General features: G+C 69.5%; 21 protein-coding genes. 13 read left to right on the forward strand and 8 right to left on the reverse strand.

The features are described from left to right. Positions 1-3: 3 nt before the first annotated feature. Genes ACGFJ7_RS25160 through polA form a run of 3 tightly spaced genes read left to right on the forward strand, consistent with a single transcriptional unit; the run spans position 4 to position 4,516 of the window. Positions 4-1,008 carry an amino acid ABC transporter permease gene (locus tag ACGFJ7_RS25160; protein ID WP_360259318.1) on the forward strand — a complete coding sequence of 335 codons (1,005 nt, stop codon included), beginning with the start codon at positions 4-6 and terminating at the stop codon, positions 1,006-1,008. Continuing rightward, positions 1,005-1,769: an amino acid ABC transporter ATP-binding protein gene (locus ACGFJ7_RS25165; protein WP_360259320.1), complete on the forward strand. Its 765-nt coding sequence runs from the start codon at positions 1,005-1,007 to the stop codon at positions 1,767-1,769. Before ACGFJ7_RS25160 ends, ACGFJ7_RS25165 begins: the two co-directional genes overlap by 4 nt. 53 nt (positions 1,770-1,822) lie before the next feature. Next, on the forward strand, positions 1,823-4,516 hold the full coding sequence (polA, locus tag ACGFJ7_RS25170) for a DNA polymerase I (RefSeq protein ID WP_392644106.1): 2,694 nt from the start codon (positions 1,823-1,825) through the stop codon (positions 4,514-4,516). A gap of 75 nt (positions 4,517-4,591) precedes the next feature. On the opposite strand, the gene ACGFJ7_RS25175 is transcribed toward polA, so the two are convergent. Next, entirely contained in the window at positions 4,592-5,092 is a 501-nt protein-coding gene (locus tag ACGFJ7_RS25175) for a hypothetical protein (protein ID WP_392644107.1), read from the reverse strand. Between the two features lie 59 nt (positions 5,093-5,151). Between ACGFJ7_RS25175 and ACGFJ7_RS25180 the strand changes: the two genes are divergently transcribed. After that, positions 5,152-5,487 (forward strand): ArsR/SmtB family transcription factor, encoded by a 336-nt coding sequence (locus tag ACGFJ7_RS25180; protein ID WP_392644108.1) that lies wholly within the window; start codon positions 5,152-5,154, stop codon positions 5,485-5,487. A 4-nt stretch (positions 5,488-5,491) separates the two neighbouring features. On the opposite strand, the gene ACGFJ7_RS25185 is transcribed toward ACGFJ7_RS25180, so the two are convergent. From ACGFJ7_RS25185 to ACGFJ7_RS25195, 3 genes are read right to left on the reverse strand one after another with little or no spacing between them, the layout of a single operon-like run. Further along, complete coding sequence (locus ACGFJ7_RS25185) at positions 5,492-5,818, reverse strand: DUF3140 domain-containing protein (protein ID WP_360259327.1); 327 nt, start codon at positions 5,816-5,818, stop codon at positions 5,492-5,494. Beyond that, entirely contained in the window at positions 5,811-6,020 is a 210-nt protein-coding gene (locus ACGFJ7_RS25190; RefSeq protein WP_360259329.1) for a DUF2945 domain-containing protein, read from the reverse strand. Before ACGFJ7_RS25190 ends, ACGFJ7_RS25185 begins: the two co-directional genes overlap by 8 nt. Further along, on the reverse strand, positions 6,017-6,820 hold the full coding sequence (locus ACGFJ7_RS25195; RefSeq protein ID WP_392644110.1) for a class I SAM-dependent methyltransferase: 804 nt from the start codon (positions 6,818-6,820) through the stop codon (positions 6,017-6,019). The genes ACGFJ7_RS25190 and ACGFJ7_RS25195 overlap by 4 nt, the downstream gene beginning before the upstream one ends. A 312-nt stretch (positions 6,821-7,132) precedes the next feature. Here ACGFJ7_RS25195 and rpsA point away from each other — a divergent pair, with 312 nt between their 5' ends. The 5 genes from rpsA to ACGFJ7_RS25220 all read left to right on the forward strand — a co-directional run bounded on the left by rpsA (position 7,133) and on the right by ACGFJ7_RS25220 (position 14,304). After that, the gene (gene rpsA, locus ACGFJ7_RS25200; RefSeq protein ID WP_360259333.1) at positions 7,133-8,650 is read left to right on the forward strand and encodes a 30S ribosomal protein S1; all 1,518 of its coding nucleotides are present in this window, start codon (positions 7,133-7,135) and stop codon (positions 8,648-8,650) included. A gap of 90 nt (positions 8,651-8,740) precedes the next feature. Further along, on the forward strand, positions 8,741-9,931 hold the full coding sequence (gene coaE, locus ACGFJ7_RS25205) for a dephospho-CoA kinase (RefSeq protein ID WP_360259336.1): 1,191 nt from the start codon (positions 8,741-8,743) through the stop codon (positions 9,929-9,931). 307 nt (positions 9,932-10,238) lie between these two features. After that, complete coding sequence (uvrB, locus tag ACGFJ7_RS25210; protein WP_360259339.1) at positions 10,239-12,356, forward strand: excinuclease ABC subunit UvrB; 2,118 nt, start codon at positions 10,239-10,241, stop codon at positions 12,354-12,356. 647 nt (positions 12,357-13,003) lie between these two features. Then, positions 13,004-13,582 (forward strand): N-acetyltransferase, encoded by a 579-nt coding sequence (locus tag ACGFJ7_RS25215; protein WP_360259343.1) that lies wholly within the window; start codon positions 13,004-13,006, stop codon positions 13,580-13,582. Between the two features lie 8 nt (positions 13,583-13,590). Further along, on the forward strand, positions 13,591-14,304 hold the full coding sequence (locus tag ACGFJ7_RS25220; RefSeq protein WP_392644113.1) for a VOC family protein: 714 nt from the start codon (positions 13,591-13,593) through the stop codon (positions 14,302-14,304). Positions 14,305-14,393: 89 nt separating this feature from the next. On the opposite strand, the gene ACGFJ7_RS25225 is transcribed toward ACGFJ7_RS25220, so the two are convergent. After that, positions 14,394-14,690: an antibiotic biosynthesis monooxygenase gene (locus ACGFJ7_RS25225; RefSeq protein ID WP_360259347.1), complete on the reverse strand. Its 297-nt coding sequence runs from the start codon at positions 14,688-14,690 to the stop codon at positions 14,394-14,396. Between the two features lie 412 nt (positions 14,691-15,102). Here ACGFJ7_RS25225 and ACGFJ7_RS25230 point away from each other — a divergent pair, with 412 nt between their 5' ends. Further along, on the forward strand, positions 15,103-16,092 hold the full coding sequence (locus tag ACGFJ7_RS25230; protein WP_360259349.1) for a TerC family protein: 990 nt from the start codon (positions 15,103-15,105) through the stop codon (positions 16,090-16,092). A gap of 57 nt (positions 16,093-16,149) precedes the next feature. Here the strand turns inward: ACGFJ7_RS25230 and typA are convergent, their stop codons facing one another. After that, positions 16,150-18,015: a translational GTPase TypA gene (typA, locus tag ACGFJ7_RS25235; protein WP_360259351.1), complete on the reverse strand. Its 1,866-nt coding sequence runs from the start codon at positions 18,013-18,015 to the stop codon at positions 16,150-16,152. A 188-nt stretch (positions 18,016-18,203) separates the two neighbouring features. On the opposite strand from typA, the gene ACGFJ7_RS25240 reads away from it, so the two are divergent. After that, complete coding sequence (locus tag ACGFJ7_RS25240; RefSeq protein ID WP_360259353.1) at positions 18,204-19,004, forward strand: lytic transglycosylase domain-containing protein; 801 nt, start codon at positions 18,204-18,206, stop codon at positions 19,002-19,004. A gap of 150 nt (positions 19,005-19,154) precedes the next feature. Beyond that, positions 19,155-19,580, forward strand: coding sequence for a 50S ribosomal protein L11 (locus ACGFJ7_RS25245; protein ID WP_360259355.1), 426 nt, complete (start codon positions 19,155-19,157; stop codon positions 19,578-19,580). 46 nt (positions 19,581-19,626) lie between these two features. Here the strand turns inward: ACGFJ7_RS25245 and ACGFJ7_RS25250 are convergent, their stop codons facing one another. After that, positions 19,627-20,250, reverse strand: a complete 624-nt coding sequence (locus tag ACGFJ7_RS25250; RefSeq protein ID WP_360259357.1) for an ATP-dependent Clp protease proteolytic subunit — start codon at positions 20,248-20,250, stop codon at positions 19,627-19,629. A gap of 108 nt (positions 20,251-20,358) precedes the next feature. Here ACGFJ7_RS25250 and ACGFJ7_RS25255 point away from each other — a divergent pair, with 108 nt between their 5' ends. Further along, positions 20,359-21,252: an NAD(+)/NADH kinase gene (locus ACGFJ7_RS25255; RefSeq protein ID WP_392644116.1), complete on the forward strand. Its 894-nt coding sequence runs from the start codon at positions 20,359-20,361 to the stop codon at positions 21,250-21,252. 13 nt (positions 21,253-21,265) lie between these two features. Here ACGFJ7_RS25255 and ACGFJ7_RS25260 read toward each other — a convergent pair whose 3' ends face one another. After that, a complete protein-coding gene (locus ACGFJ7_RS25260; protein ID WP_360259361.1) occupies positions 21,266-21,910 on the reverse strand; it encodes an MBL fold metallo-hydrolase in 645 nt (214 codons plus the stop codon).

Here is a 21,910-nt window from a genome sequence, read left to right on the forward strand (position 1 = left end):
TAGATGAGCGACCAGACCACCACCGAACGGGCACGGCCGGAACCGATCAAGGCCGTGCCCGTCCGGCACCCCCTGCGCTGGGTCACGACCGCGGTCATCGCGATCCTGGCCGCGATGTTCGTGCACCTGCTGGTGACGAACGACCAGTTCCGCTGGTCGTTCATCTTCTCGTCCTATGAGGACGGCAAGCGCGGGGTCATGTTCACCGGGCCGGTTCTCGAGGGCCTGCGCGGCACCATCCTGCTGACCATCACGGCGATGGTCATCGGCATCGGGCTCGGCGTCGTCATCGCGATCATGCGGATGTCGCCGAACAAGGTCCTGTCGTCGGTGGCGTTCCTGTACACGTGGTTCTTCCGGGCCGTGCCGCGCCTCGTGCTGGCGATCCTGTTCGGCAACCTGAACATCCTGTGGAGCCGGGTCGGCTTCGGCCTGCCGTTCGACAAGCAGATCGGCGACCTGTTCGGCATCGACAACTTCAGCGGGCAGTTCTACAGCATCCGCGCGGTCGACCTGCTGGCCGGCTTCGTGGCCGGCATGCTCGCGCTGGGGTTGTCCGAGGCCGCGTACATGGCCGAGATCGTCCGGGCCGGCCTGCAATCCGTCGACCAGGGACAGGCCGAGGCGGCGGTCGCGCTGGGCATGTCCCGCTTCCAGGTGCTGCGGCGCATCGTGCTGCCGCAGGCCATGCGGGTGATCGTGCCGCCGACCGGCAACGAGACCATCGCCATGGTCAAGGACACGTCGCTGGTGGCGTACGTTCCGGTCACCGGCGAACTGTGGTTCCAGCTGAACGCGGTGTCCGCGCGTACCTTCGTGGTGCTGCCCGTGCTGGTGGCCGCGCTGATCTGGTATCTGATCATCTGTACCGTCCTGATGATCGGCCAGTACTTCCTCGAGCGGCACTACGGCAAGGGGTACGGCGCGGTCGGCAAGGCGAAACAGCGGCTGCGCGACATCGAGGTCGAACAGGGCGGCCGGATCACCGACACCCGGGAGGGCGCATGACTTCCGAGATGGTGCGCGCCGACAACGTGCACAAGTCGTTCGGCTCGCTCGAGGTGCTCAAGGGCATCGACCTGGTCGTCAACGCGGGCGAGGTGTGCTGCGTGCTCGGCCCGTCCGGCTCCGGCAAGTCGACGTTCCTGCGCTGCGTCAACCACCTCGAGAAGATCAACGCCGGCCGCATCCTGGTCGACGGCGACCTGATCGGCTACCGCGAGCGCGGCGGCAAGCTGCACGAGCTCGGCGAGAAGGACGTGGCCAAGCAGCGCCGCTCGATCGGCATGGTCTTCCAGCGCTTCAACCTCTTCCCGCACATGACGGTGCTCCAGAACGTGATGGAGGCCCCGTGCCGGGTCAAGGGCGAGGCCAAGGCCGAGGTACGGGACCGGGCGCGCGCCCTGCTCGACCGGGTGGGCCTGAGTGAGAAGACCGAGTCGTATCCGGGCCAGCTCTCGGGCGGCCAGCAGCAGCGGGTGGCGATCGCCCGGGCCCTGGCCATGCGGCCGAAACTGATGCTGTTCGACGAGCCGACCAGCGCGCTCGACCCGGAACTGGTCGGTGAGGTCCTGGACGTGATGAAGGACCTGGCCCGGGACGGGATGACCATGGTCGTGGTCACCCATGAGATCGGCTTCGCCCGCGAGGTCGGCGACAAGCTGATCTTCATGGACGGCGGCGTCGTCGTGGAGGAGGGCGCCCCGCGGGACGTCATCGCGAATCCGCAGCACGAGCGAACCAGGGCATTTCTGAGCAAGGTGCTCTAAGCAGGCGGGGTGGTCCAGGTTTCTGTCGTACCTCACGACTAGAGTTCTCCCACGTGAGCGAAGACGCCGAGACCCCCCGTTTGCTGCTGCTCGACGGCCACTCCCTGGCCTACCGCGCGTTCCACGCGCTGCCCAAGGAGAACTTCAGCACCCAGACCGGGCAGCACACGAACGCCGTGTTCGGCTTCACCTCGATGCTGATCAACATGCTGCGCGACGAGAAGCCGACGCACATCGTGGTCGCCTTCGACGTCTCCCGCGTCTCCTTCCGTACCGAGAAGTACCCGGAGTACAAGGCCGGCCGGTCGGCGACGCCGCCGGAGTTCCTGGGCCAGGTCAGCCTGGTCAAGGAGATCCTCGACGCGCTGCGCATCCCGTATGTCGAAAAGCCCGGCTTCGAGGCCGACGACGTCATCGCCACCCTCGCCACCCAGGCCCGCGACGCCGGCATGGAGGTGCTGATCTCCTCCGGCGACCGGGACGCCCTGCAACTGGTCGACGAGCACACCACGGTCCTCTACCCGAGCCGCGGCGTCTCCGAGGTCTGGCGGATGACCCCCGCCCTGGTCGAGGAGAAGCAGCTCGTGCCGCCGCACCTCTACCGGGACAAGGCCGCCCTGGTCGGCGAGACCAGCGACAACCTGATCGGTGTCCCCGGCGTCGGGCCCAAGACGGCGGCCAAGTGGATCACCGAGTACGGCGGTATCGAGGGCGTCGTCGCCAACGCCGACAAGATCAAGGGCAAGGCCGGCGACAACCTGCGCGCCCACCTGTCGTCGGTGATGCTCAACTACGAGCTCAACGCCCTGCGCACCGACCTCGAGCTTCCGGTGCGCCCGCAGGACGTGCGCTGGCCCGGCTGGGACCGGGAGGCGGTCCACCAGGTGTTCGACGCCCTCGAGTTCCGGGTGCTGCGCGAGCGCCTCTACAGCTACCTCGAGGCCGTCGAGCCCGAGGCCGAGGCCGGCTTCGACATCGAGGCCCGCGTGCTGCGCGCCGGCGAGGTGGCGGGCTGGCTCACCGCGCACGCGCAGGCGGCGCCCGTCGGTGTCGCCGTCACCGGCACGTTCGGGCGCGGCACGGGCGCGCTCACCGGCGTCGCGGTGGCCACCGGCGACGGGCCGGCGGGCTGGTTCGACCCGGCCGCCCTCGACGAGGCCGACGAGCAGGCCGTCGCCCTCTGGCTGGCCGACCCCGACCGGCCCAAGGTCGTGCACGACGCCAAGCCGGCCTCGCTGGCCATGCGCGCGCACGGCTGGCGCCTGGCCGGCGTCCGCATCGACACGGCGCTCGCGGCCTACCTGGCCAAGCCCGACCAGCGGCAGTACGACCTGACCGACCTGGCCCTGCGCTACCTCAAGCGCGAGCTGCGCGTCGAGGAGCCGCCGACCGGCCAGCTCGACCTGCTGGCCGGCGTGGGCGAGGAGGGCGGCGCCGAGGAGAGCGTCATGCTGCGCGCCCGCGCCACCCTCGACCTGGCCGACGTGCTCACCGAGGAGCTGTCCCGCGACGGCGGCGAGTCGCAGACCCTGCTCACCGAGGTCGAGCAGCCGCTGTCCGAGGTCCTCGGCGAGATGGAACACCTGGGCATCGCGGCCGACACCGGCTACCTGTCCGAGCTCGAGGCCCACTTCGCGGCCGAGGTGAAGGCCGCCCAGCAGGCCGCGCACGAGGTCGTGGGCCGCGAGTTCAACCTCGGCTCGCCCAAGCAGTTGCAGCAGATCCTCTTCGATGAGCGCAACCTGCCCAAGACCAAGAAGATCAAGTCGGGGTACACGACCGACGCCGACGCCCTGCAGAACCTGTTCGCGCAGACCGGCGACCCGCTGCTGGAACACCTGCTGCGCCACCGCGACGTGGCCAAGCTCAAGTCCACTGTCGACGGCCTGCTCAAGTCGGTCTCCGACGACGGCCGCATCCACACGACGTTCAACCAGACCGTCGCCGCCACCGGCCGCCTGTCCTCGACCGACCCCAACCTGCAGAACATCCCGATCCGCACCGAGGAGGGCCGGCGGATCCGCCGCGCGTTCGTCGTCGGCGAGGGCTTCGAGTCGCTCATGACGGCCGACTACAGCCAGATCGAGATGCGCATCATGGCCCACCTCTCCGAGGACGAGGCCCTGATCGCCGCCTTCAACTCGGCCTTCGACTTCCACGCGGCCACCGCGTCCTCGGTCTTCCACGTCCCGGTCGACGAGGTCGTCCCCGACCAGCGCCGCAAGATCAAAGCCATGAACTACGGCTTGGCGTACGGTCTGAGCGCCTTCGGCCTGTCCAACCAGCTCACCATCCCGGTCGACGAGGCCCGCGGCCTGATGGACGAGTACTTCGAGCGCTTCGGCGGCGTCCGCGAGTACCTGCAGGCAGTGGTTCGCCGCGCCGTCCAGGACGGCTACACGGCCACCATCCTCGGCCGCCGCCGCTACCTGCCCGACCTGTCCAGCGACAACCGCCAGCGCCGCGAGATGGCCGAGCGGATGGCCCTCAACGCCCCCATCCAGGGCTCGGCCGCCGACATCATCAAGGTCGCCATGCTCCGGGTGGACCGGGCCATCCGCGAGTCCGGCCTCAAGTCCCGCATGCTCCTGCAGGTCCACGACGAGCTCGTCTTCGACGTGGCCCCCGGCGAGCGGGAGCCGCTGGAGGCCCTGGTCCGCCAGGAGATGGGCAACGCCCACCCGCTGTCGGTCCCGCTCGAGGTCTCCGTCGGATCCGGCCGCGACTGGAACGGCGCCGACCACTGACCCGGCCCGGTGACCCGGCGCCGGCCCGCCGACCCGGCGCCGGGGGTCGGCGCCGGGGGTCGGCGCTCGGCCGTTCTAGCTCTCGCGGCCGGGCTCCTCGGGCGGCGCCGCGTGAGCGTGCGTCCGGTGCCGGGCGCCCGGGCGGGCGCTGATCGCGCCGAAGACGACTCCGGCGGCCAGGGCGCCCGCGGCGAAGGCCAGGAACCACCACCAGAAGCCGTCGCCGCCGCCCGTCGCCGCGCGGACCGCGACCACGGCGAGCGCGCCCGCCGGCAGCGCGCCGGCCAGCGGCGCCACGGCGGCCGCCGGGTGCCGGGCGACCCCGATCGCCAGCGGCACCAACAGCGGCAGATAGCCGAGCAGGAAGAGCGTGCGCACCTGCTGCTGGAAGAGGAGCGCCCACACTCCGGCCAGAAGCGCGCCGAGCACCACCGCCGCCAGCGTCTGCACCGCCATGAACGCCGCGCCCGTCCGGGCCGGCGCCGGCGCGCCATCGCCGTCGCCGTCCGGCTCGCCCATGCCGAGCCACATCCCCGTCACCTGAAGCAGTTCCCGCACCGCCACCCGCACGCCCATGCCGGCCAGCCTAGGCAGGCGGCACCACCGGGTTGCGGGGCTCTGTAAGTGTGTGGCCCATGACTAGCCACATGACGGGGGCGGCGCTGGGGCGGGGGCCCCTCGAGCCCGCGCAGGCGGACGCGTACGCGCCGATGTTCAAGGCGCTGGGGGATCCGGTGCGGCTGCGGCTGCTTTCGATGATCGCCTCGGCGCGTGGCGGCGAGGTCTGCGTCTGCGACCTCACCGGGGCGTTCCACCTGACCGGGCCGACGATCTCGCACCATCTCAAGGTGCTGCGCGAGGCCGGCCTGGTCGACAGCGACCGCCGCGGCACCTGGGTCTACTACCGGATGATCCCGGCCGCCCTGGCCATGCTCGGCGGGCTGCTCGACGCCGGCGTCCTGACGGCCTGACCGGTTACTTCTTCAGTGGGTCGTGGCCCCAGTTCATCAGCGAGTACCGCCATTTCGTCTCCGACACGTCGCCGGACGGGCGCTGCGCCCGGTGCCGGTGGACGTAGCCGACGACCTTGCGCATGTGCGCCTCGTCGTCCTCGGTCAGGTCGGCCTTCTTCGTGCCGAGGATCTTGACGATCTTGCGGCCGGAGTCGTGGCCCACCGACTCGCCGCCGGACGACGGCTTCTGGCCGACGTCCTTCGACTCGTCGGTCTTCAGCCACTTCTCGAGCTCGCCGGCCGTCATGTTCACCGCTGACGAGAACTCGGCGTGGACGTCGTCAGCCATGGTGCAGCGCGCCCGGCTTGTGAACCGCCTCGCGGCCCGTCTTGTCGCTCTTGACCTTGTACTGCGGCTCGTCGGGGGAGGCGTCGACGGTCCGCCCGGCCGCCTCCGTGCGCTTGGTGATCTTCTGCTCGACCGTGCCGTGCACGGTCTCGCCGTGGCTGCGCCAGGTCACCTGGTCGCCCTTTTTCGGATCTTTGGTCATGTACGGGGTGGTACCCCGGGGCCGAGCCGGCTAACAAAGATCGCGGTGCCCGGGAAGAGCCGTCCCCGCAGCGGGCTCCACTGGCCCCACGTCTCCTCGTGGCCGGCCGGCCACTCCGGCTCGACCAGGTCGCGCAGCTCGAAGCCGGCCGCCACCAGTTCCCGTACGCGATCGCCGAGGGTCCGGTGCTGCTCGATGTAGGTGACCTGGCCCGACTCGTCCCGCTCGACGTACGGCGTCCGGTCGAAGTACGAGTTACGGGCGATCAGGCCGCTCTCGTCCGGCTCGTCCCAGAAGATCCACCGCATCGGGTGGGTGACCGAGAAGACCCAGTCCCCGCCGGGCTTCAGTACGCGCGCCACCTCGCGCATGGCCGCCGCCGAGTCGGCCACGAACGGGATCGCCCCGAAGGCCGTGCAGACGATGTCGAATACGCTCTCCGCGAACGGCAGCGCCAGCGCGTCCGCTTGCACGAGGGGCACGGTCACCCCCGTACGGCCGGCGGCGGCGGCAGCGTGCCGCAACATGCCCGCCGAGAGATCGAGGGCGACCACCTCCGCGCCCTGCCCGTCGAGCCACCGGGCCCCGGCCGCGGCGCCCGCGCCGAGCTCGAGGATCCGCTTGCCGCGCACGTCGCCGAGCAGGTGGGCGTCGGCCTCACGCAGGCCCTCGGGGCACCACACGAAGTCGAGATCGCCCAGGAAGGCGCCGTGCTCGGCCTGGTACTCGTCGGCGTCGGAGTCCCACCAGCCGCGGCTGGCGCGGCGGCTCTCGGCGTCGGACGGCGCGTTTTCGATCACTGCGCCAAGGTAACCGCCGCCCGCGCCGCCGTCACTATTCGGCACATTAGGGGCATGGTGTGGGGTTTCGGGCCAACATTGTGCCGCGCTCGTCAGGAGGGCTTGCAACCTGTGGTAATGCGCACGGTAAGCTAGTCGATGCGCTCGCGGATCGTGTACCTCGGCAGGGAGCAGGTTCCGTGGTCGGCGGTCCCGACATGATCGACTGCATGATCGACTGGTCGTCATCTGGTTGTTCGTGTCGTGCCCGGCGGCAGTTCCGTGGAGCGCGGGAGACACCACGACACCCATCCGTTCGGAGCAACAGTCCACATGACGAGCAGCATCGAGGCCACCTCGAGCGCCAACAAGGTCACCGTCGACGATCTCGGTTCTGAGGAAGCTTTCCTCGCCGCCATTGACGAGACCATCAAGTACTTCAACGACGGCGACATTGTCGAAGGCACCGTCGTCAAGGTCGATCGGGACGAGGTCCTGCTCGACATCGGCTACAAGACCGAGGGCGTCATCCCCTCGCGCGAGTTGTCGATCAAGCATGACGTGGACCCCGCGGAAGTGGTGTCGGTCGGTGACCACATCGAAGCCCTCGTCCTCACCAAGGAGGACAAGGAAGGTCGCCTGATCCTCTCGAAGAAGCGTGCGCAGTACGAGCGCGCGTGGGGCACCATCGAGAAGATCAAGGAGGACGACGGCGTCGTTCGCGGCTCCGTCATCGAGGTTGTCAAGGGTGGCCTCATCCTCGACATCGGCCTCCGCGGCTTCCTCCCGGCCTCGCTGGTCGAGATGCGCCGTGTCCGCGACCTCCAGCCGTACGTCGGCCGTGAGCTCGAGGCGAAGATCATCGAGCTGGACAAGAACCGCAACAACGTGGTCCTGTCCCGCCGCGCCTGGCTCGAGCAGACGCAGTCCGAGGTCCGCACGGAGTTCCTCAACAAGCTCCAGAAGGGCCAGGTCCGCAAGGGCGTCGTGTCCTCCATCGTCAACTTCGGTGCCTTCGTTGACCTGGGTGGCGTGGACGGCCTCGTACACGTCTCCGAGCTCTCCTGGAAGCACATCGACCACCCGTCCGAGGTCGTCGAGGTCGGCCAGGAGGTCGAGGTCGAGGTGCTCGACGTCGACCTGGACCGCGAGCGCGTCTCCCTGTCGCTGAAGGCGACGCAGGAGGACCCGTGGCGCCAGTTCGCCCGGACCCACGCGATCAACCAGATCGTGCCGGGCAAGGTCACCAAGCTGGTTCCGTTCGGCGCCTTCGTCCGCGTGGACGACGGCATCGAGGGCCTGGTGCACATCTCCGAGCTGGCCGAGCGGCACGTCGAGCTGCCCGAGCAGGTCGTCCAGGTGGGCTCCGACGTTCTGGTCAAGGTCATCGACATCGACCTCGAGCGTCGCCGCATCTCGCTGTCGCTCAAGCAGGCCAACGAGAACTTCGTGGAGGGCGAGGAGCACTTCGACCCCACCCTCTACGGCATGGCCGCCACGTACGACAACGAGGGCAACTACATCTACCCGGAGGGCTTCGACCCCGAGACGGGCGAGTGGCTCGAGGGCTTCGACAAGCAGCGCGAGGCCTGGGAGAAGCAGTACGCCGACGCGCGCGAGCGCTGGGAGGCCCACACCAAGCAGGTGCAGGCGTCCCGCGAGGCCGACGCCGAGGCCGCTCTCAACCCGGTTCCGGCCGGCACGGGCGCGACCACCACGTCGTCCTCCACGTCGTCGAGCTCCTCGAGCTCGTCGGCTCCGGCCCGCGCGTCCGAGGAGCCCTCGGGCACCCTGGCCACCGACGAGGCCCTCGCCGCTCTGCGCGAGAAGCTGGCCGGCGGCAAGAGCTGACGCTCTGACCCCAGCGGCACGCTGAAGGCCGTCCCGACTCCGGTCGGGGCGGCCTTTCGCCGTCCGGTGTTCCTCGTCGATACTGGGCTCGTGCTGAGGGTGGGACTGACCGGCGGGATCGGTGCGGGCAAGAGCGCGGTGGCGCGGCGGCTCGCCCGCCACGGGGCGATCATCATCGACTCCGACGTGCTCGCCCGCGAGGTGGTGGAGCCGGGCACGCCCGGTCTGGCCGAGGTGGTGGCGGCGTTCGGCGCCGGCGTGCTGACCACCGACGGCGCCCTCGACCGGCCGGCCCTGGCGGCCAAGGTCTTCGGCGACGAGGCGGCCCGCCACCGCCTGGAAAAGATCATTCATCCCCGGGTACGCGAGCGGGCGGCCGAGCTGCACGCGGCCGCCGGCCCGGAGGCGATCGTCGTCAACGACATCCCGCTGCTCGTCGAGACCGGCCAGACGTCCTCGTTCCACCTGGTCGTCGTGGTGGAGGCGACCCGCGAGGCCCGCGTGCGGCGCCTCATGCAGACCCGCGGGATGACCGAGGAACAGGCCGCCGCCCGGATCGCCGCGCAGGCCGCCGACGCCCAGCGCCGGGCCGCCGCCGACGTCCTGCTGATCAACGACGGCACCCTCGACGACCTGAACTCCCGGGTCGACGCCCTCGTCAATCAGCGTCTGCGGCCGTACGAACGGAACGTGCGCACCGGCACCTCGGCCCGCGCCCCGCGCGACCTGCACATCGCCGACCCCGATCCGCGGTGGCCGGAGACGGCCGAGCGGGTCATGGGGCGGATCCGGCACGCCCTGCGCGACCACCCGGAGACCACGGTGTCGCACATCGGCTCGACCGCCGTCCCGGAGCTGCCGGCCAAGGACGTCATCGACCTCATGCTGGCCGTGCGGACCCTCGACGAGGCCGATCAGCTGGCCGGCGCGCTCGGCGCGGCCGGCCTGCCCCGGCGCCCGGGGGAGTGGGCCGACAACGCCCGCGGCCTGCCCGGCGAGACGTGGCCCAAGCGGCTGCACGGCTCGGCCGACCCCGGGCGGCCGGTCAACCTGCACGTCCGGGTGGCCGGTTCGCCGGGCTGGCGGTTCGCCCTGCTCATGCGCGATCACCTGCGGTCGGTGCCGGAGGCCCGCGAGGGCTACGCGGCGGCCAAGGCGGCGTGGGCGGAGCATACGGACCGTTTCACGTACGGCGAGGCCAAGGAGCCCTGGTTCGACGAGGAGGCGCGGGCCGCCGACGAGTGGGCCGAGGCCACCGGCTGGCAGCCCGGATCCGATTGAGGGCTCTCGCGGCGGCCGGGTCCGCGCGTGGCGCGACCTCCGCGGGTGCGCGCGCCGGAGAACCGGGGCGCAACGACCACGGGCCGGTCGAGGGAACCGTGTGGTGACCCCGCTCGATACCGGGCGGCCGCCGCGAGCGGCCTACCCGACCAGGCTAGGTGACACGTGCAACAGCAACAATGCCGCCCGGGGGGCCGTTTGTGCACCCTCCGCACGACGGTCCCGGCGGCTCTTCGCCGGCGGCTCTTCGCCGACGGCCGAACCGGTCGGCCGAAACTTGTCGTACCCCCGACGTACGGTTGTCCCCATGGCGCTCGACATCCCACGACTCGACGGCCGATTCGAGGTCGTCAGCGATTTTCAGCCGGCCGGCGACCAGCCCGCAGCCATCGCTGAGCTGGAGCGACGGGTCCGGCGCGGCGACCGCAACACGGTCCTGCTCGGCGCGACCGGCACCGGTAAGAGCGCCACCGCGGCCTGGCTCATCGAGAAGCTGCAGCGGCCCGCGCTGGTGATGGCTCCGAACAAGACCCTCTGCGCCCAGCTCGCCAAGGAACTGCGCGAGCTCCTTCCGAACAACGCCGTCGAATACTTCGTCAGCTACTACGACTACTACCAGCCCGAGGCGTACATCGCGCAGACCGACACCTACATCGAGAAGGACTCGTCGGTCAACGAGGAGGTCGAGCGGCTGCGCCACTCGGCCACGATGTCGCTGCTCACCCGGCGCGACACGATCGTGGTGGCGACGGTCTCGGCGATCTACGGCCTGGGCACGCCGCAGGAATACCTGGAGCGCGCGGTCAAGGTCAAGGTCGGCGGCGAGATCGACCGCGACCAGCTGCTGCGCCGCCTCGTCGACATCCAGTACGCGCGCAACGACATGTCGTTCCAGCGCGGCACGTTCCGGGTCCGGGGCGACACCCTCGAGATCATTCCGGCGTACGAGGAACTGGCCATCCGCGTCGAGCTGTTCGGCGACGAGGTGGAGAAGCTCTACTACCTGCACCCGCTGACCGGCGACATCATGCGCGAGGTCGACGAGCTGGTCATCTTCCCGGCCACCCACTACGTGGCCGGTCCGGAGCGGATGGAGCGGGCGATCCGCGACATCGAGGCCGAGCTCGAGGAGCGGCTGGCCGAGCTCGACCGGCAGGGCAAGCTGCTCGAGTCGCAGCGGCTGCGCATGCGCACGACCTACGACATCGAGATGATGCGCCAGGTCGGCTTCTGCAACGGCATCGAGAACTATTCGATGCACATGGACGGCCGCCGGCCCGGCGAGCCCTCGTACACGTTGCTCGACTACTTCCCGGACGATTTCATCACCATCCTCGACGAGTCGCACCAGACGATTCCGCAGATCGGCGGCATGTACGAGGGAGACGCGTCCCGCAAGCGCATCCTCATCGAGCACGGCTTCCGGCTGCCCAGCGCCGCCGACAACCGGCCGCTGCGCTTCGACGAGTTCCTCGAGCGCGTCGGCCAGATGGTGTTCCTGTCGGCGACGCCCGGCCCGTGGGAGATGCAGGAGGCCCAGGGGGAGTACGTCGAGCAGGTGATCCGCCCGACCGGCCTGGTCGACCCGCAGGTCGTGGTCAAGCCGACCAAGGGCCAGATCGACGACCTCATGCACGAGATCAAGCTCCGGACCGAGCGCGACGAGCGGGTCCTGGTGACGACCCTGACCAAGAAGATGTCCGAGGACCTCACCGACTACCTGCTGGAGAACGGCATCCGGGTGCGCTACCTGCACTCCGAGGTCGACACGCTGCGCCGGGTCGAACTGCTCAAGGAACTGCGCAAGGGCGACTACGACGTGCTGGTCGGCATCAACCTGCTCCGGGAAGGTCTCGACCTGCCCGAGGTGTCGCTGGTGGCGATCCTCGACGCCGACAAGGAGGGCTTCCTGCGCAGCGGCCGGTCGCTGATCCAGACCATCGGCCGTGCCGCCCGTAACGTGTCGGGCGAGGTCCACATGTACGCGGACAAGATGACGCCGTCGATGCGCGACGCCATCGAGGAGACCGACCGCCGCCGCGCGAGGCAGATCGCCCACAACGAGGCGAACGGCATCAAGCCGCAGGCCCTCCGCAAGAAGATCCACGACATCCTCGACGACATCTACCGCGAGGCCGAGGACACCGACGCCGCTGTCACCCCGATGGTCGGCGGTGCCGGCCGGCAGATGTCACGAGGCAAGGCGCCGGTCCCCGAGACCCGCTCGAAGGCGCGCGGCGCCACGGCCGCCCCGGCCCGCGAGGGCATGGCCCGCACCGAGTTGGCCCAGCTCATCCAGGACCTGAACGAGCAGATGCTGGCCGCCGCCCGCGAACTGCAGTTCGAACTGGCCGCCCGCATCCGCGACGAGATGGGCGAACTGAAAAAGGAGCTACGAGGCATGGACGCCGCCGGCGTCAAATAGTGGTCGATCTCTCCCGGCAGCTGCCCTAAGCTGCCGGGATGACCGCCATCGATCGGCCTGCCTGGGCCGAGCTCAGGGGCGTATCCCCAGAACTCATAGCCCTGGCCGAACGCTGCTTCCACACCGACGGCGGCCTCCCCCTGTCCACCGACCCCACCTTCCTGGCCCGCCGCTGGTCATCCCCGAACACCGTGGCATTCGCTGTACGGGCGGCATCCCCCACAGACTTCCCGTCCCCAGCGGCCCCTTCATCGCCGGCGTCGCTTTCGTCTCCAACGGGTGCCTCCTTCCCGGCGGGCTCTTCGCCCTCGGCTGGCACATTGTTGGCGGCCGGCGCGGTCCGTCCCATCGCGGGCGGTGCGGCCTTCACCGGCTTGGTCGACCCCACCGCTCGCGGCCGTGGCCTCGGCGCCCGCCTACTCGACCGCGGATTGGCCGAGGCCCGAGCTTTAGCTGCGGCAACCGCCGGTCCCACCGTCGTATCCTCCCTTGCGGACGGCGTTTCCGCCTCGACGTCGCCTTCCGGCGCGAACGGCGATCCCACCTCCGCCCCATCTTCCGCCGGGGGCGGCAATCCGGCCTCCACCTCGCCTTTCGCCGCCGCGCCTTCCGGCGGTGAGACGACTGCCGTTTCCTCCGGCGCGGGCGTGATCACGGTGGAGATCGAGTCGTTGACGGAGGACGCGGATGCTCTGTTCGTGTCGCGCGGGCTGCGGCGGGTTTTCGCCGAGGACGTGATGCGGATCGATCTCGCCCGGGAGGCGCCGTCGGCCGCGTGGGCGGAAGGCGCGACCGTGGTGTCATGGTCGGCTGAGGTGGCGCGGCGGTTTCACGCGGTCTACGAGGCATCGTTCCGGGAGCGGCCGGGGTTTCCCGGAGATCCGGCCGACGAGTGGATCGCCGAGAACGAGGAGGACGAGGACTTCCGGCCGGACAGCTCGCTGCTGGTCAGCGTGCCCGGGGTCGGGGACGCCGGCTTCGTGACGGCCGCGCGGGACTGGATCGTGCAGGTCGGCGTGGTGCCGGCGGCGCGGCGCCGTGGGCTCGGCGCCGCCCTGGTCAGTGCGGCGCTGGCCCGGCTGCGGGCCGACGGCAGCGATCACGCCTGGCTGACGGTCAATCTGAACAACCCCGGCGCGGCGGCGGTCTACCGGCGCCTCGGCTTCGAGCATCGGGGCCGCCGGGCCCGTTACCGAGACGAGGCTGGGGGTAGGCGAAGCGCATGATTCGCTGGGTGGACGTCTTTCTGGACCGGCCGGTCGGAAACCTCGACGCGGCGGTCTCGTTCTGGTCCGAGGTGACCGGCTCGGAGCCGAAACCGCAGCACGACCCCGGGTTCGTGCGTCTGGGCACGGCGGCCGGCGACGACTGGATCGAGATCCAGGGGGTGCGTACGGGCGAGGGCGGCACCCACCCCGACCTGTGGGTCGACGATCCGGCCGCGTTCACCGGCCGGGTCCTCACGGCCGGCGCCTCCCTGGTCACCGACCACGGCGAGTGGGTGACGTTGCGCTCGCCCGGCGGCCTGGCGTTCTGTGTGGCCCGGTGGCGGGGTCAGAGCGTACGGCCGAGGCCTTTTGCCGGGCCGGGCGGAGTGACCACCCGGCCGCACCAGATCTGTGTCGACGTCGGCCCGGCGGCCTTCGACGACGAGGTGCGCTTCTGGGAGATCGCCACCGGCTGGCGCCTGGACCCGGGCGAGCTGGGGGAGTTCCGCCGCCTGCAGCCGGAGCCGCCGATCCCGATCCGCTTCCTGATCCAGCGGCTCGACGAGGAGCGCCCCACCTCGGCTCACCTCGACGTCACCTGCTCCGACATCCCGGCCGGCCGCGCCTGGCACGAGTCGCTCGGCGCGACTTTCGTGGGCGAGTGGCCGTACTGGACCACCCTGCGCGACCCGGCCGGCGGCACCTACTGCCTGACTAAGGGCGACCCCGCCGCGGACTAGTCGCCCTTCACCTTCACTGTCCGCCTCAGGACGACGCAGTGCTTACGCCGCGGCCTGCTTCCCCGCGCGGCGGGACGCCGGGAGGCGGGTCAGCTGGCGGGGACGTCGAGGAAGTGCTCGACCAGCGGTGGCGTGGCGAAGTACTGGCCGATGTGGCCGCGCCACTGGGTGTAGCGCTCGGTCCCCCGGAAGTTCTCCAGGTGGGCCTCGACGCTTTCCCATTCCACCAGCAGGACGAAGCGGGACGGGGACTCCACGCCGCGGGTCATGCGGACCGAGAGGCAGCCCGGCGTGCCCGCCAGGATCGGCCGTCCGGCCTGGTAGGCCGCCGCGAAGGCGTCCTCCTCGCCAGGGTTGATGTCGATCAGCGCCACCTCGAGAACCATGAGCGCAGCCTGCCACACCAACGAGTGAACTAGCCTCCTAGGAAGCCTAAAGCGGGTGTGGAGCCGGTTCCGGGTGGGCATTGGGTTGCCACGAGGTAGCGTGATGGCAGCACCCCGGAGGGTGACAAGTGTCCAGGTTGAGAGGTTTGGCCGAGAGGCTGGACACCCTTTGCCAGGGTCCAGTGTCAATGCTCCGGGGGATGCGCCACAATGGCTGCCGTAGGAGGGGAGTATTCCCCCGCGCCGGTCTCGTCAACACGGAACATCCTCGAGGGTGTGCCCGGGGCCGGTGGTCGCGATTCCCCGCCTCACGCGGGTTGCGGCGGAAGAGACCTCCGACAGTCGCACGCCGCTGTTCTCACCCGATCTTTGAGTGGGCGCAGCGTCGAACCGTGTCTGCCGGAGGTTCCTGTTGAACGTCTCCACCTGGGTGTGGATCGTCACCCTGGTCGCTCTCGTCGCCGTTCTCGCCGTTGATCTGCTGATCATCGGGCGCCGGCCTCACGAACCTTCGATGAAGGAGTCCGGGAGCTGGGTCGCGTTCTACGTTGCGCTCGCCCTGGTCTTCGGTGTCGGTGTCTGGGTCACCGCGGGCGGCAAGTACGCCGCTGAGTTCTACACGGGCTGGTTGACCGAGTACTCGTTGAGTGTCGACAACCTGTTCGTCTTCGTGATCATCATGGCCCGCTTCGCGGTGCCGCGGAAATTCCAGCAGAAGGTGCTGTTGATCGGCATCGTGCTGGCGCTGCTCATGCGGGGCGCCTTCATCGCCGCCGGCGCCGCGCTGATCTCGGAGTTCTCCTGGGTGTTCTACCTGTTCGGCGCGTTCCTCGTCTACACCGCCATCAACCTGCTCAAGGAGGGCGAGAACGACGAGGAGGACTTCAAGGAGAACATCCTGATCCGCTGGGCCAAGAAGGCCCTTCCGGTCTCGTCGTCGTTCGACAGCGGCAAGATGACGGTGGTCACCGAGACCGGCAAGCGGCTGTTCACGCCCCTGCTGATCGTGATGATCGCGATCGGTACGACGGATCTGCTGTTCGCGCTCGACTCGATCCCGGCCATCTTCGGCATCACCAAGGAGCCGTACCTGGTCTTCACCGCGAACGTGTTCGCGCTGATGGGCCTGCGGCAGCTGTTCTTCCTGCTCGGGGGCCTGCTCGAGAAGCTGGTCTACCTCAACATCGGGCTCGCCGCCGTGCTCGCCTTCATCGGCGTGAAGCTCTTCTTCGAGGCGCTGCACACCAACAGCCTGCCGTTCATCAACGGCGGCCACGAGGTGCACTGGGCGCCGGAGATCCCGATCTGGCTCTCGCTGCTGATCATCCTGGGGACGCTGGGGGTCGCGACGGCGGCCAGCCTGGTGAAGACGTCCAGGGACAGAAAGAAAGAGCTGGTTTAGTCGTACGGATACGAAAGGCGCCCGGGTCATCCGACCCGGGCGCCTTTGCGTGTGTTGTTACTGGGCGTGCTTGCGGCGGGCGGCCATACGTCCGCGGGTCTGCTGGTCGAGGACGACCTTACGGATGCGGACGGCGGCCGGGGTCACCTCGACGCACTCGTCCTCGCGGCAGAACTCGAGGGCCTGCTCCAGCGAGAGCTTGCGCGGCGGGATCACCTTTTCGGTGTTGTCGGCGCTCGCGGCACGCATGTTCGTGAGCTTCTTCTCCTTCGTGATGTTGACGTCCATGTCGTCCTCACGGGAGTTCTCGCCGACGATCATGCCTTCGTAGACCTCGGTGGTCGGCTCGACGAAGAGCGAGCCCCGCTCCTGAATGTTGATCATGGCGAACGGCGTGACCACGCCGGCCCGGTCGGCGACCAGGGAGCCGTTGTTGCGCGTACGCAGCTCGCCGAACCAGGGCTCGTAGCTCTCGAACAGGTGGTGCATGATGCCGGTGCCGCGGGTCTCGGTCAGGAACTCCGTACGGAATCCGATGAGGCCGCGTGCCGGGACCAGCCACTCCATGCGGAGCCAGCCGGTGCCGTGGTTGATCAGCTCTTCCATTCGGCCCTTGCGGGTCGAGAGCAGCTGGGTGATGGCGCCCATGTACTCGTCGGGGGCGTCGATCGTCAGGCGCTCGACCGGCTCGTGGATCTTGCCGTCGATGGTCTTGGTGACCACCTGCGGCTTGCCGACGGTCAGCTCGTACTGCTCGCGGCGCATCTGCTCGACCAGGATGGCCAGGGCCAGCTCACCACGGCCCTGCACCTCCCAGGCGTCGGGGCGGTCGGTCGGCAGTACGCGCAGCGAGACGTTACCGATCAGCTCGCGGTCGAGGCGGTCCTTGACCATGCGGGCGGTGACCTTGGCCCCCTTGACCTTGCCGACCAGCGGCGACGTGTTGGTGCCCAGGACCATCGAGATGGCGGGCTCGTCGACGCTGATCAGGGGGAGCGGGATCGGGTTCTCCGCGTCGGCCAGGGTCTCGCCGATCATGATGTCGGCGATGCCGGCGACGGCCATGATGTCGCCGGGGCCGGCGCTCTCGGCCGGCTTGCGCTCGAGGCCCTCGGTGATCAGCAGCTCGGAGATCCGGACGTTGCTGATCGTGCCGTCGGTCTTGCACCAGGCCACGGTCTGGCCCTTGCGGATGGTGCCCTGGTGTACGCGGCAGAGCGCGAGACGGCCGAGGAAGTTCGACGCGTCGAGGTTGACGACGTGCGCCTGGAGCGGCGCGCCCTCGGTGTAGGTGGGCGCCGGGATGGTCTCGAGGATCGTGCTGAACAGCGCCTCGAGGTCGGTCGCGTCCTCGGGGACGGTGCCGTCCTTGGGCTGGGTCAGCGAGGCGATGCCGTCGCGGGCGCACGCGTAGATGATCGGGAATTCGATCTGGTGCTCGTCGGCGTCGAGGTCGAGGAAGAGTTCGTACGTCTCGTCGACGACCTCCTTGATGCGGGCGTCGGGACGGTCGACCTTGTTGATGATCAGGATGATCGGGAGCTTGGCCGCCAGCGCCTTGCGGAGCACGAAGCGCGTCTGCGGCAGCGGGCCCTCGGACGCGTCGACGAGCAGGGCGACACCGTCGACCATGGTGAGGCCGCGCTCGACCTCACCGCCGAAGTCGGCGTGGCCGGGGGTGTCGATGATGTTGATGGTGACGGCGTCACCCTCGGCGGGCTGGTAGCTGATCGCCGTGTTCTTGGCGAGAATGGTGATGCCCTTTTCCCGCTCCAGGTCCATGGAGTCCATGACGCGGTCGGCCATCTCGCCGCGCGCGTGGGACTGGCTCCCCTGGCGCAGCATGGCGTCGACCAGGGTTGTTTTGCCATGGTCGACGTGAGCGATGATGGCGACGTTGCGTAGGTCGGTGCGGGTCTGCATGAAACCATTGTCCCCGGTGTTGGTTGCTGTCGCGGTCCGGGGTTGGATCGACGGTACCGGTTCTGCATCACACCTGGTTTGTCCGTTATGGCGGTCAGCCTTTCAGGGAGGGCTTAAGGGTCTGCGCGTCCGGGCCGTGATCGGTAGCCTCCGCATCGATTCCACCAACGGGGAAAGGCCGGAACGATATGGCTCGGAGGACGTGGGCGCTGGGGCTGGTCGCGCTGCTGGTCGCGGCCGGGTGCGGGTTGGGCGGTAAGGGCGAGGACAAGGCGGCCGCCGATCCGGCGCCGTCGGCGGTGGCCGCGAGCGACGACGGCCAGCCGGAGTTCGAGCCGATCACCGAGAGTCCGACGCCGGAGCCGGTCGAGACGACCACCAAGCCGCCCACGAAGAAGCCGGCCAAGCCCGCGGCGACGGAGCCGACCGAGCCGCCGTTCTGGAGCCAGCTGCCCGACTGTGCCCACTACGACAAGACGAAGCCGGTCTCGAAGGCCAAGGTGAAGGCGGCGCTCAAGGCGGCCGCGGGCAAGACCTACTGGCGTACCGAGGCACCGTCCCTGCGGATCAACTACCCGCTGATCAAGGCGGTGGCCTGGCAGGAGAGCGGCTGGCAGAGCAACATCCACAACTGCGACGGCGGCGCCGGCGTCATGCAGGTCATGCCGGACACGGTCAGCATGGTCAACAACCGCTTCGGCCTGGACTACGACGCGTCGGTGTTCCAGCAGAACGTCCTCGCCGGCGGCAACTACCTGGCCTGGCTGACCAAGTGGGTTGGCGACAGGTACTTCGGCGGCAGCTACAACCTGAGCGCCGCCAAGTGCAAGACGGCGTCGTCGTGGTGCCCGCTGAACGTGGTGATCTCGGGCTACAACGCGGGCGCGGGCGGCATCGAGCAGGCCGCCGCCGACAAGACCCTGCCCAACCCGAATTACGTGGCGTCGGTGCGCGCGCTGATGAAGCGGTGCCAGTGCGACCAGTACTAGGGGTCGAGCTACACTAGTTGAGCTACCCGAGACCCGCCGCCGTTTTGACCGTACAAAAGCGCCGGTAGTAAGGTCTCGGGGTTGTCGTGTGTTGATGAAGCTGGCGAGCTGTGAGTTGAGCTTGCAGCTCACCCTAAGGAGCCCTACGCAATGCCGCCCAAGAAAAAGACTCATGAGGTAACCCTCGCGCTTGAGGCGGGTAACGCCGCGATGGTCGACCTCGGCAAGATGCTTGGTCCGACCGGGGCCAACATGCGTGCCGTCAAGGTGGAGTACGACGAGGCCACCGCGAAGAACCGGGGCGAGATCATCCCGGTGATCGTCAGCGTCTACGAGGACCGCAGCCACACGCTGGCCTACAAGACGCCGCCGACCAGCTTCCTGATCCGCAAGGCCCTGGGTATTCAGTCCGGCGCGTCGAACCCGCTGACCCAGACCGTCGGCACGCTGAACGCGACGCAGGTCAAGGAGATCGCCGAGCGCAAGCTCCCCGACCTCAACGCCAACGACCTCGACGCCGCGATCCAGATCGTGTCCGGCACCGCCCGCTCCATGGGTGTGAAGGTCGCGCAGTAACAAAGCCATAGAGAAAGCCCCCGGGTCGTGGACCCGGGGGCTTTTTTCATGCCTTGCCGACGATCTCCTCGATCAGGCCGTAGTCGAGCGCTTCCTGGGCGGTCAGCCCGCGGCCGGCCGACAGGTCGTCCTCGATACGGCTGCGGGTCTGCCCGGTCAGCTCCACCAGCCGCAGGATGATCTCCTCGAGCTCGCGCAGATGCTGCCCGGCGGCCCGGGCCACCTCGTCGGCGGTGCCGCTGACCGCGGCCGCGCGGGGCTCGGTCAGCCGGAACCGGGCGTGCCGGTAGGCGGCGCGCCGCTCGGCGGCGGCGAGCACCGCGACCACGGCCCCGCCGGCCTCGGAGGTGACGACCCCGTGCACCGGCGCCGCCATCGAGTCGATCACGTCGATGACCGACAGGGCAGCGCCGAGCTCACCGCCCGAGCTGGCCACATGCAGTTGTACGGGCTCGGGCCCGGCCGCGTCGAGGGTGAGCAGGGCGGCGGCGATGCCGGTCGCGCCCTCCGGCGTCAGCGGCCCCCGGATCAGGACGATCCGCTGGTCGAACAGCCGCTCCTCGAGCCACCCGGGCAGCCCCGGCCCGCCGGCGGGCGCCAGGTGCGGCGGCCAGGGCTCGGGGTTCTGCGGTGGCTGCCCCCACCGCATCGGATCATGACGCAGATTCACCGAGACCTCCCGTCGCCGCGTGTCGCCAGACTAACCACGGGAGCACCACCAGTGGCCACTTCTTCCGCTGAGGGCAAACAGGCCCGTCGATGACGCGATACTCGGGGGATGGGCGACAAAGCTGTTCTCGGGCTGGTGGTCCACCCCAGCAACGACGTGAGCGAGTCGGTCACCACGGTGGTGAACGTGGCGGCCCGTGTCGGGGCACGGGTGGTGGCCCGCCCGGACGACGCGGCCCGGCTGGGGCTGTTCGCCCTGGAGGAACCGGACTTCGTGGAGAAGGTGGACTTCGTCTTCAGCCTCGGCGGCGACGGCACCATGCTGGGCGCGATGCGGCTGATGGCCGGCCGCCCGACGCCGATCCTCGGCGTCAACCACGGCAACCTGGGCTTCCTCATCGAGACGAGCCCGGCCGAGCTCCCGGCGGCGCTGGAACGCCTGATGGCCGGCGAGTTCAGCCTGGAACCGCACAGCGCGCTGGCCGTCGGCGACGTCCTGGCCTTCAACGACGTGGTGGTCACGGCCGCCACCGCGTGGACGTCGGTGGCGCTCGACCTGAAGCTGAACGGCGTCAAGCACGGCTACTTCCGCTGCGACGCCGTGGTCGTGTGCACCCCGACCGGCTCGACCGCCTACAACTACGCGGCCGGCGGCCCGATCATCTCCCCGTCGGTCACCGCGATCGGCCTCACCCCGGTGGCCCCGATGTCCGGCATCAGCCGTCCCCTCGTCCTGGGCGGCACCGAGATCATCACCCTGCGCGGCGCCGCCCCGTCCCGGGTCTCCCTGGACGGGGCGGACACGGTCACGATCGACGAGAACACCGACCTCACCGTCCAGCTGCGCCCCAACGCCGTCAACGTGGTCCGCTTCGATCGAGCCGCCCACGAACGCCGCACCCGCGTCAAGCTCAGCCTCCTCGACCTCCCGCTACGCCCCGACCAGCTGATCGAGCTGGTCCCCGAACACCTCCGCGAGAGAGTCCTGAAGCACCAGCCTTGAGGCCTCTCACGGATCACCAGCCGCGGTCGCGCCACTCCTTCAGGTGGGGGCGCTCGTTGCCGAGGGTCGAGTCCTTGCCGTGGCCCGGGTAGAACCAGGTGTCGTCGGGGAGGCGGTTGAAGACCTTGGCCTCCAGGTCGTCCATCAGGGTGATGTGGTCCTCGACGGTGACCGTCTTGCCGTGGCCGCCGGGGAACAGGCTGTCGCCGGTCCACAGGTGGGCCGTGCCGTTCGGGTCCTGGTAGAGCAGGGCGATCGAGCCCGGCGTGTGGCCGACCAGGTGGATCACCTCGAGGGCGGCGTCGCCCACGGTGATCGTCTCGCCCTCGCGCAGGTCGCGGTTGACCAGGGGGATCTCGGCGGCGTCGTCGATGTGGGCCAGCGACTCGGCGCCGGTCGACGAGATCACCTCGGACAGGGCCTGCCAGTGGTCGCCGTGCCGGTGGGTGGTGACGACCGTGGCCAGGCCGCCTCCGCCGATCAGCTTCAGCAGGGTCGGCGCCTCGTTGGCGGCGTCGATCATCAGCTGTTCGTTGCCGCTGCTGAGCAGGTAGGCGTTGTTCTCCATCGGGCCCACCGCGACCTTGGTGATGGTCAGGGCGCCGAGGTCACGGACGTCGGCGGGGCCGCCGACGGAGACGTCACCGGTGTAGGTCAT

The sequence above is a fragment of the Actinoplanes sp. NPDC048988 genome, from assembly GCF_043197815.1.
Taxonomy (GTDB): Bacteria; Actinomycetota; Actinomycetes; order Mycobacteriales; family Micromonosporaceae; genus Actinoplanes.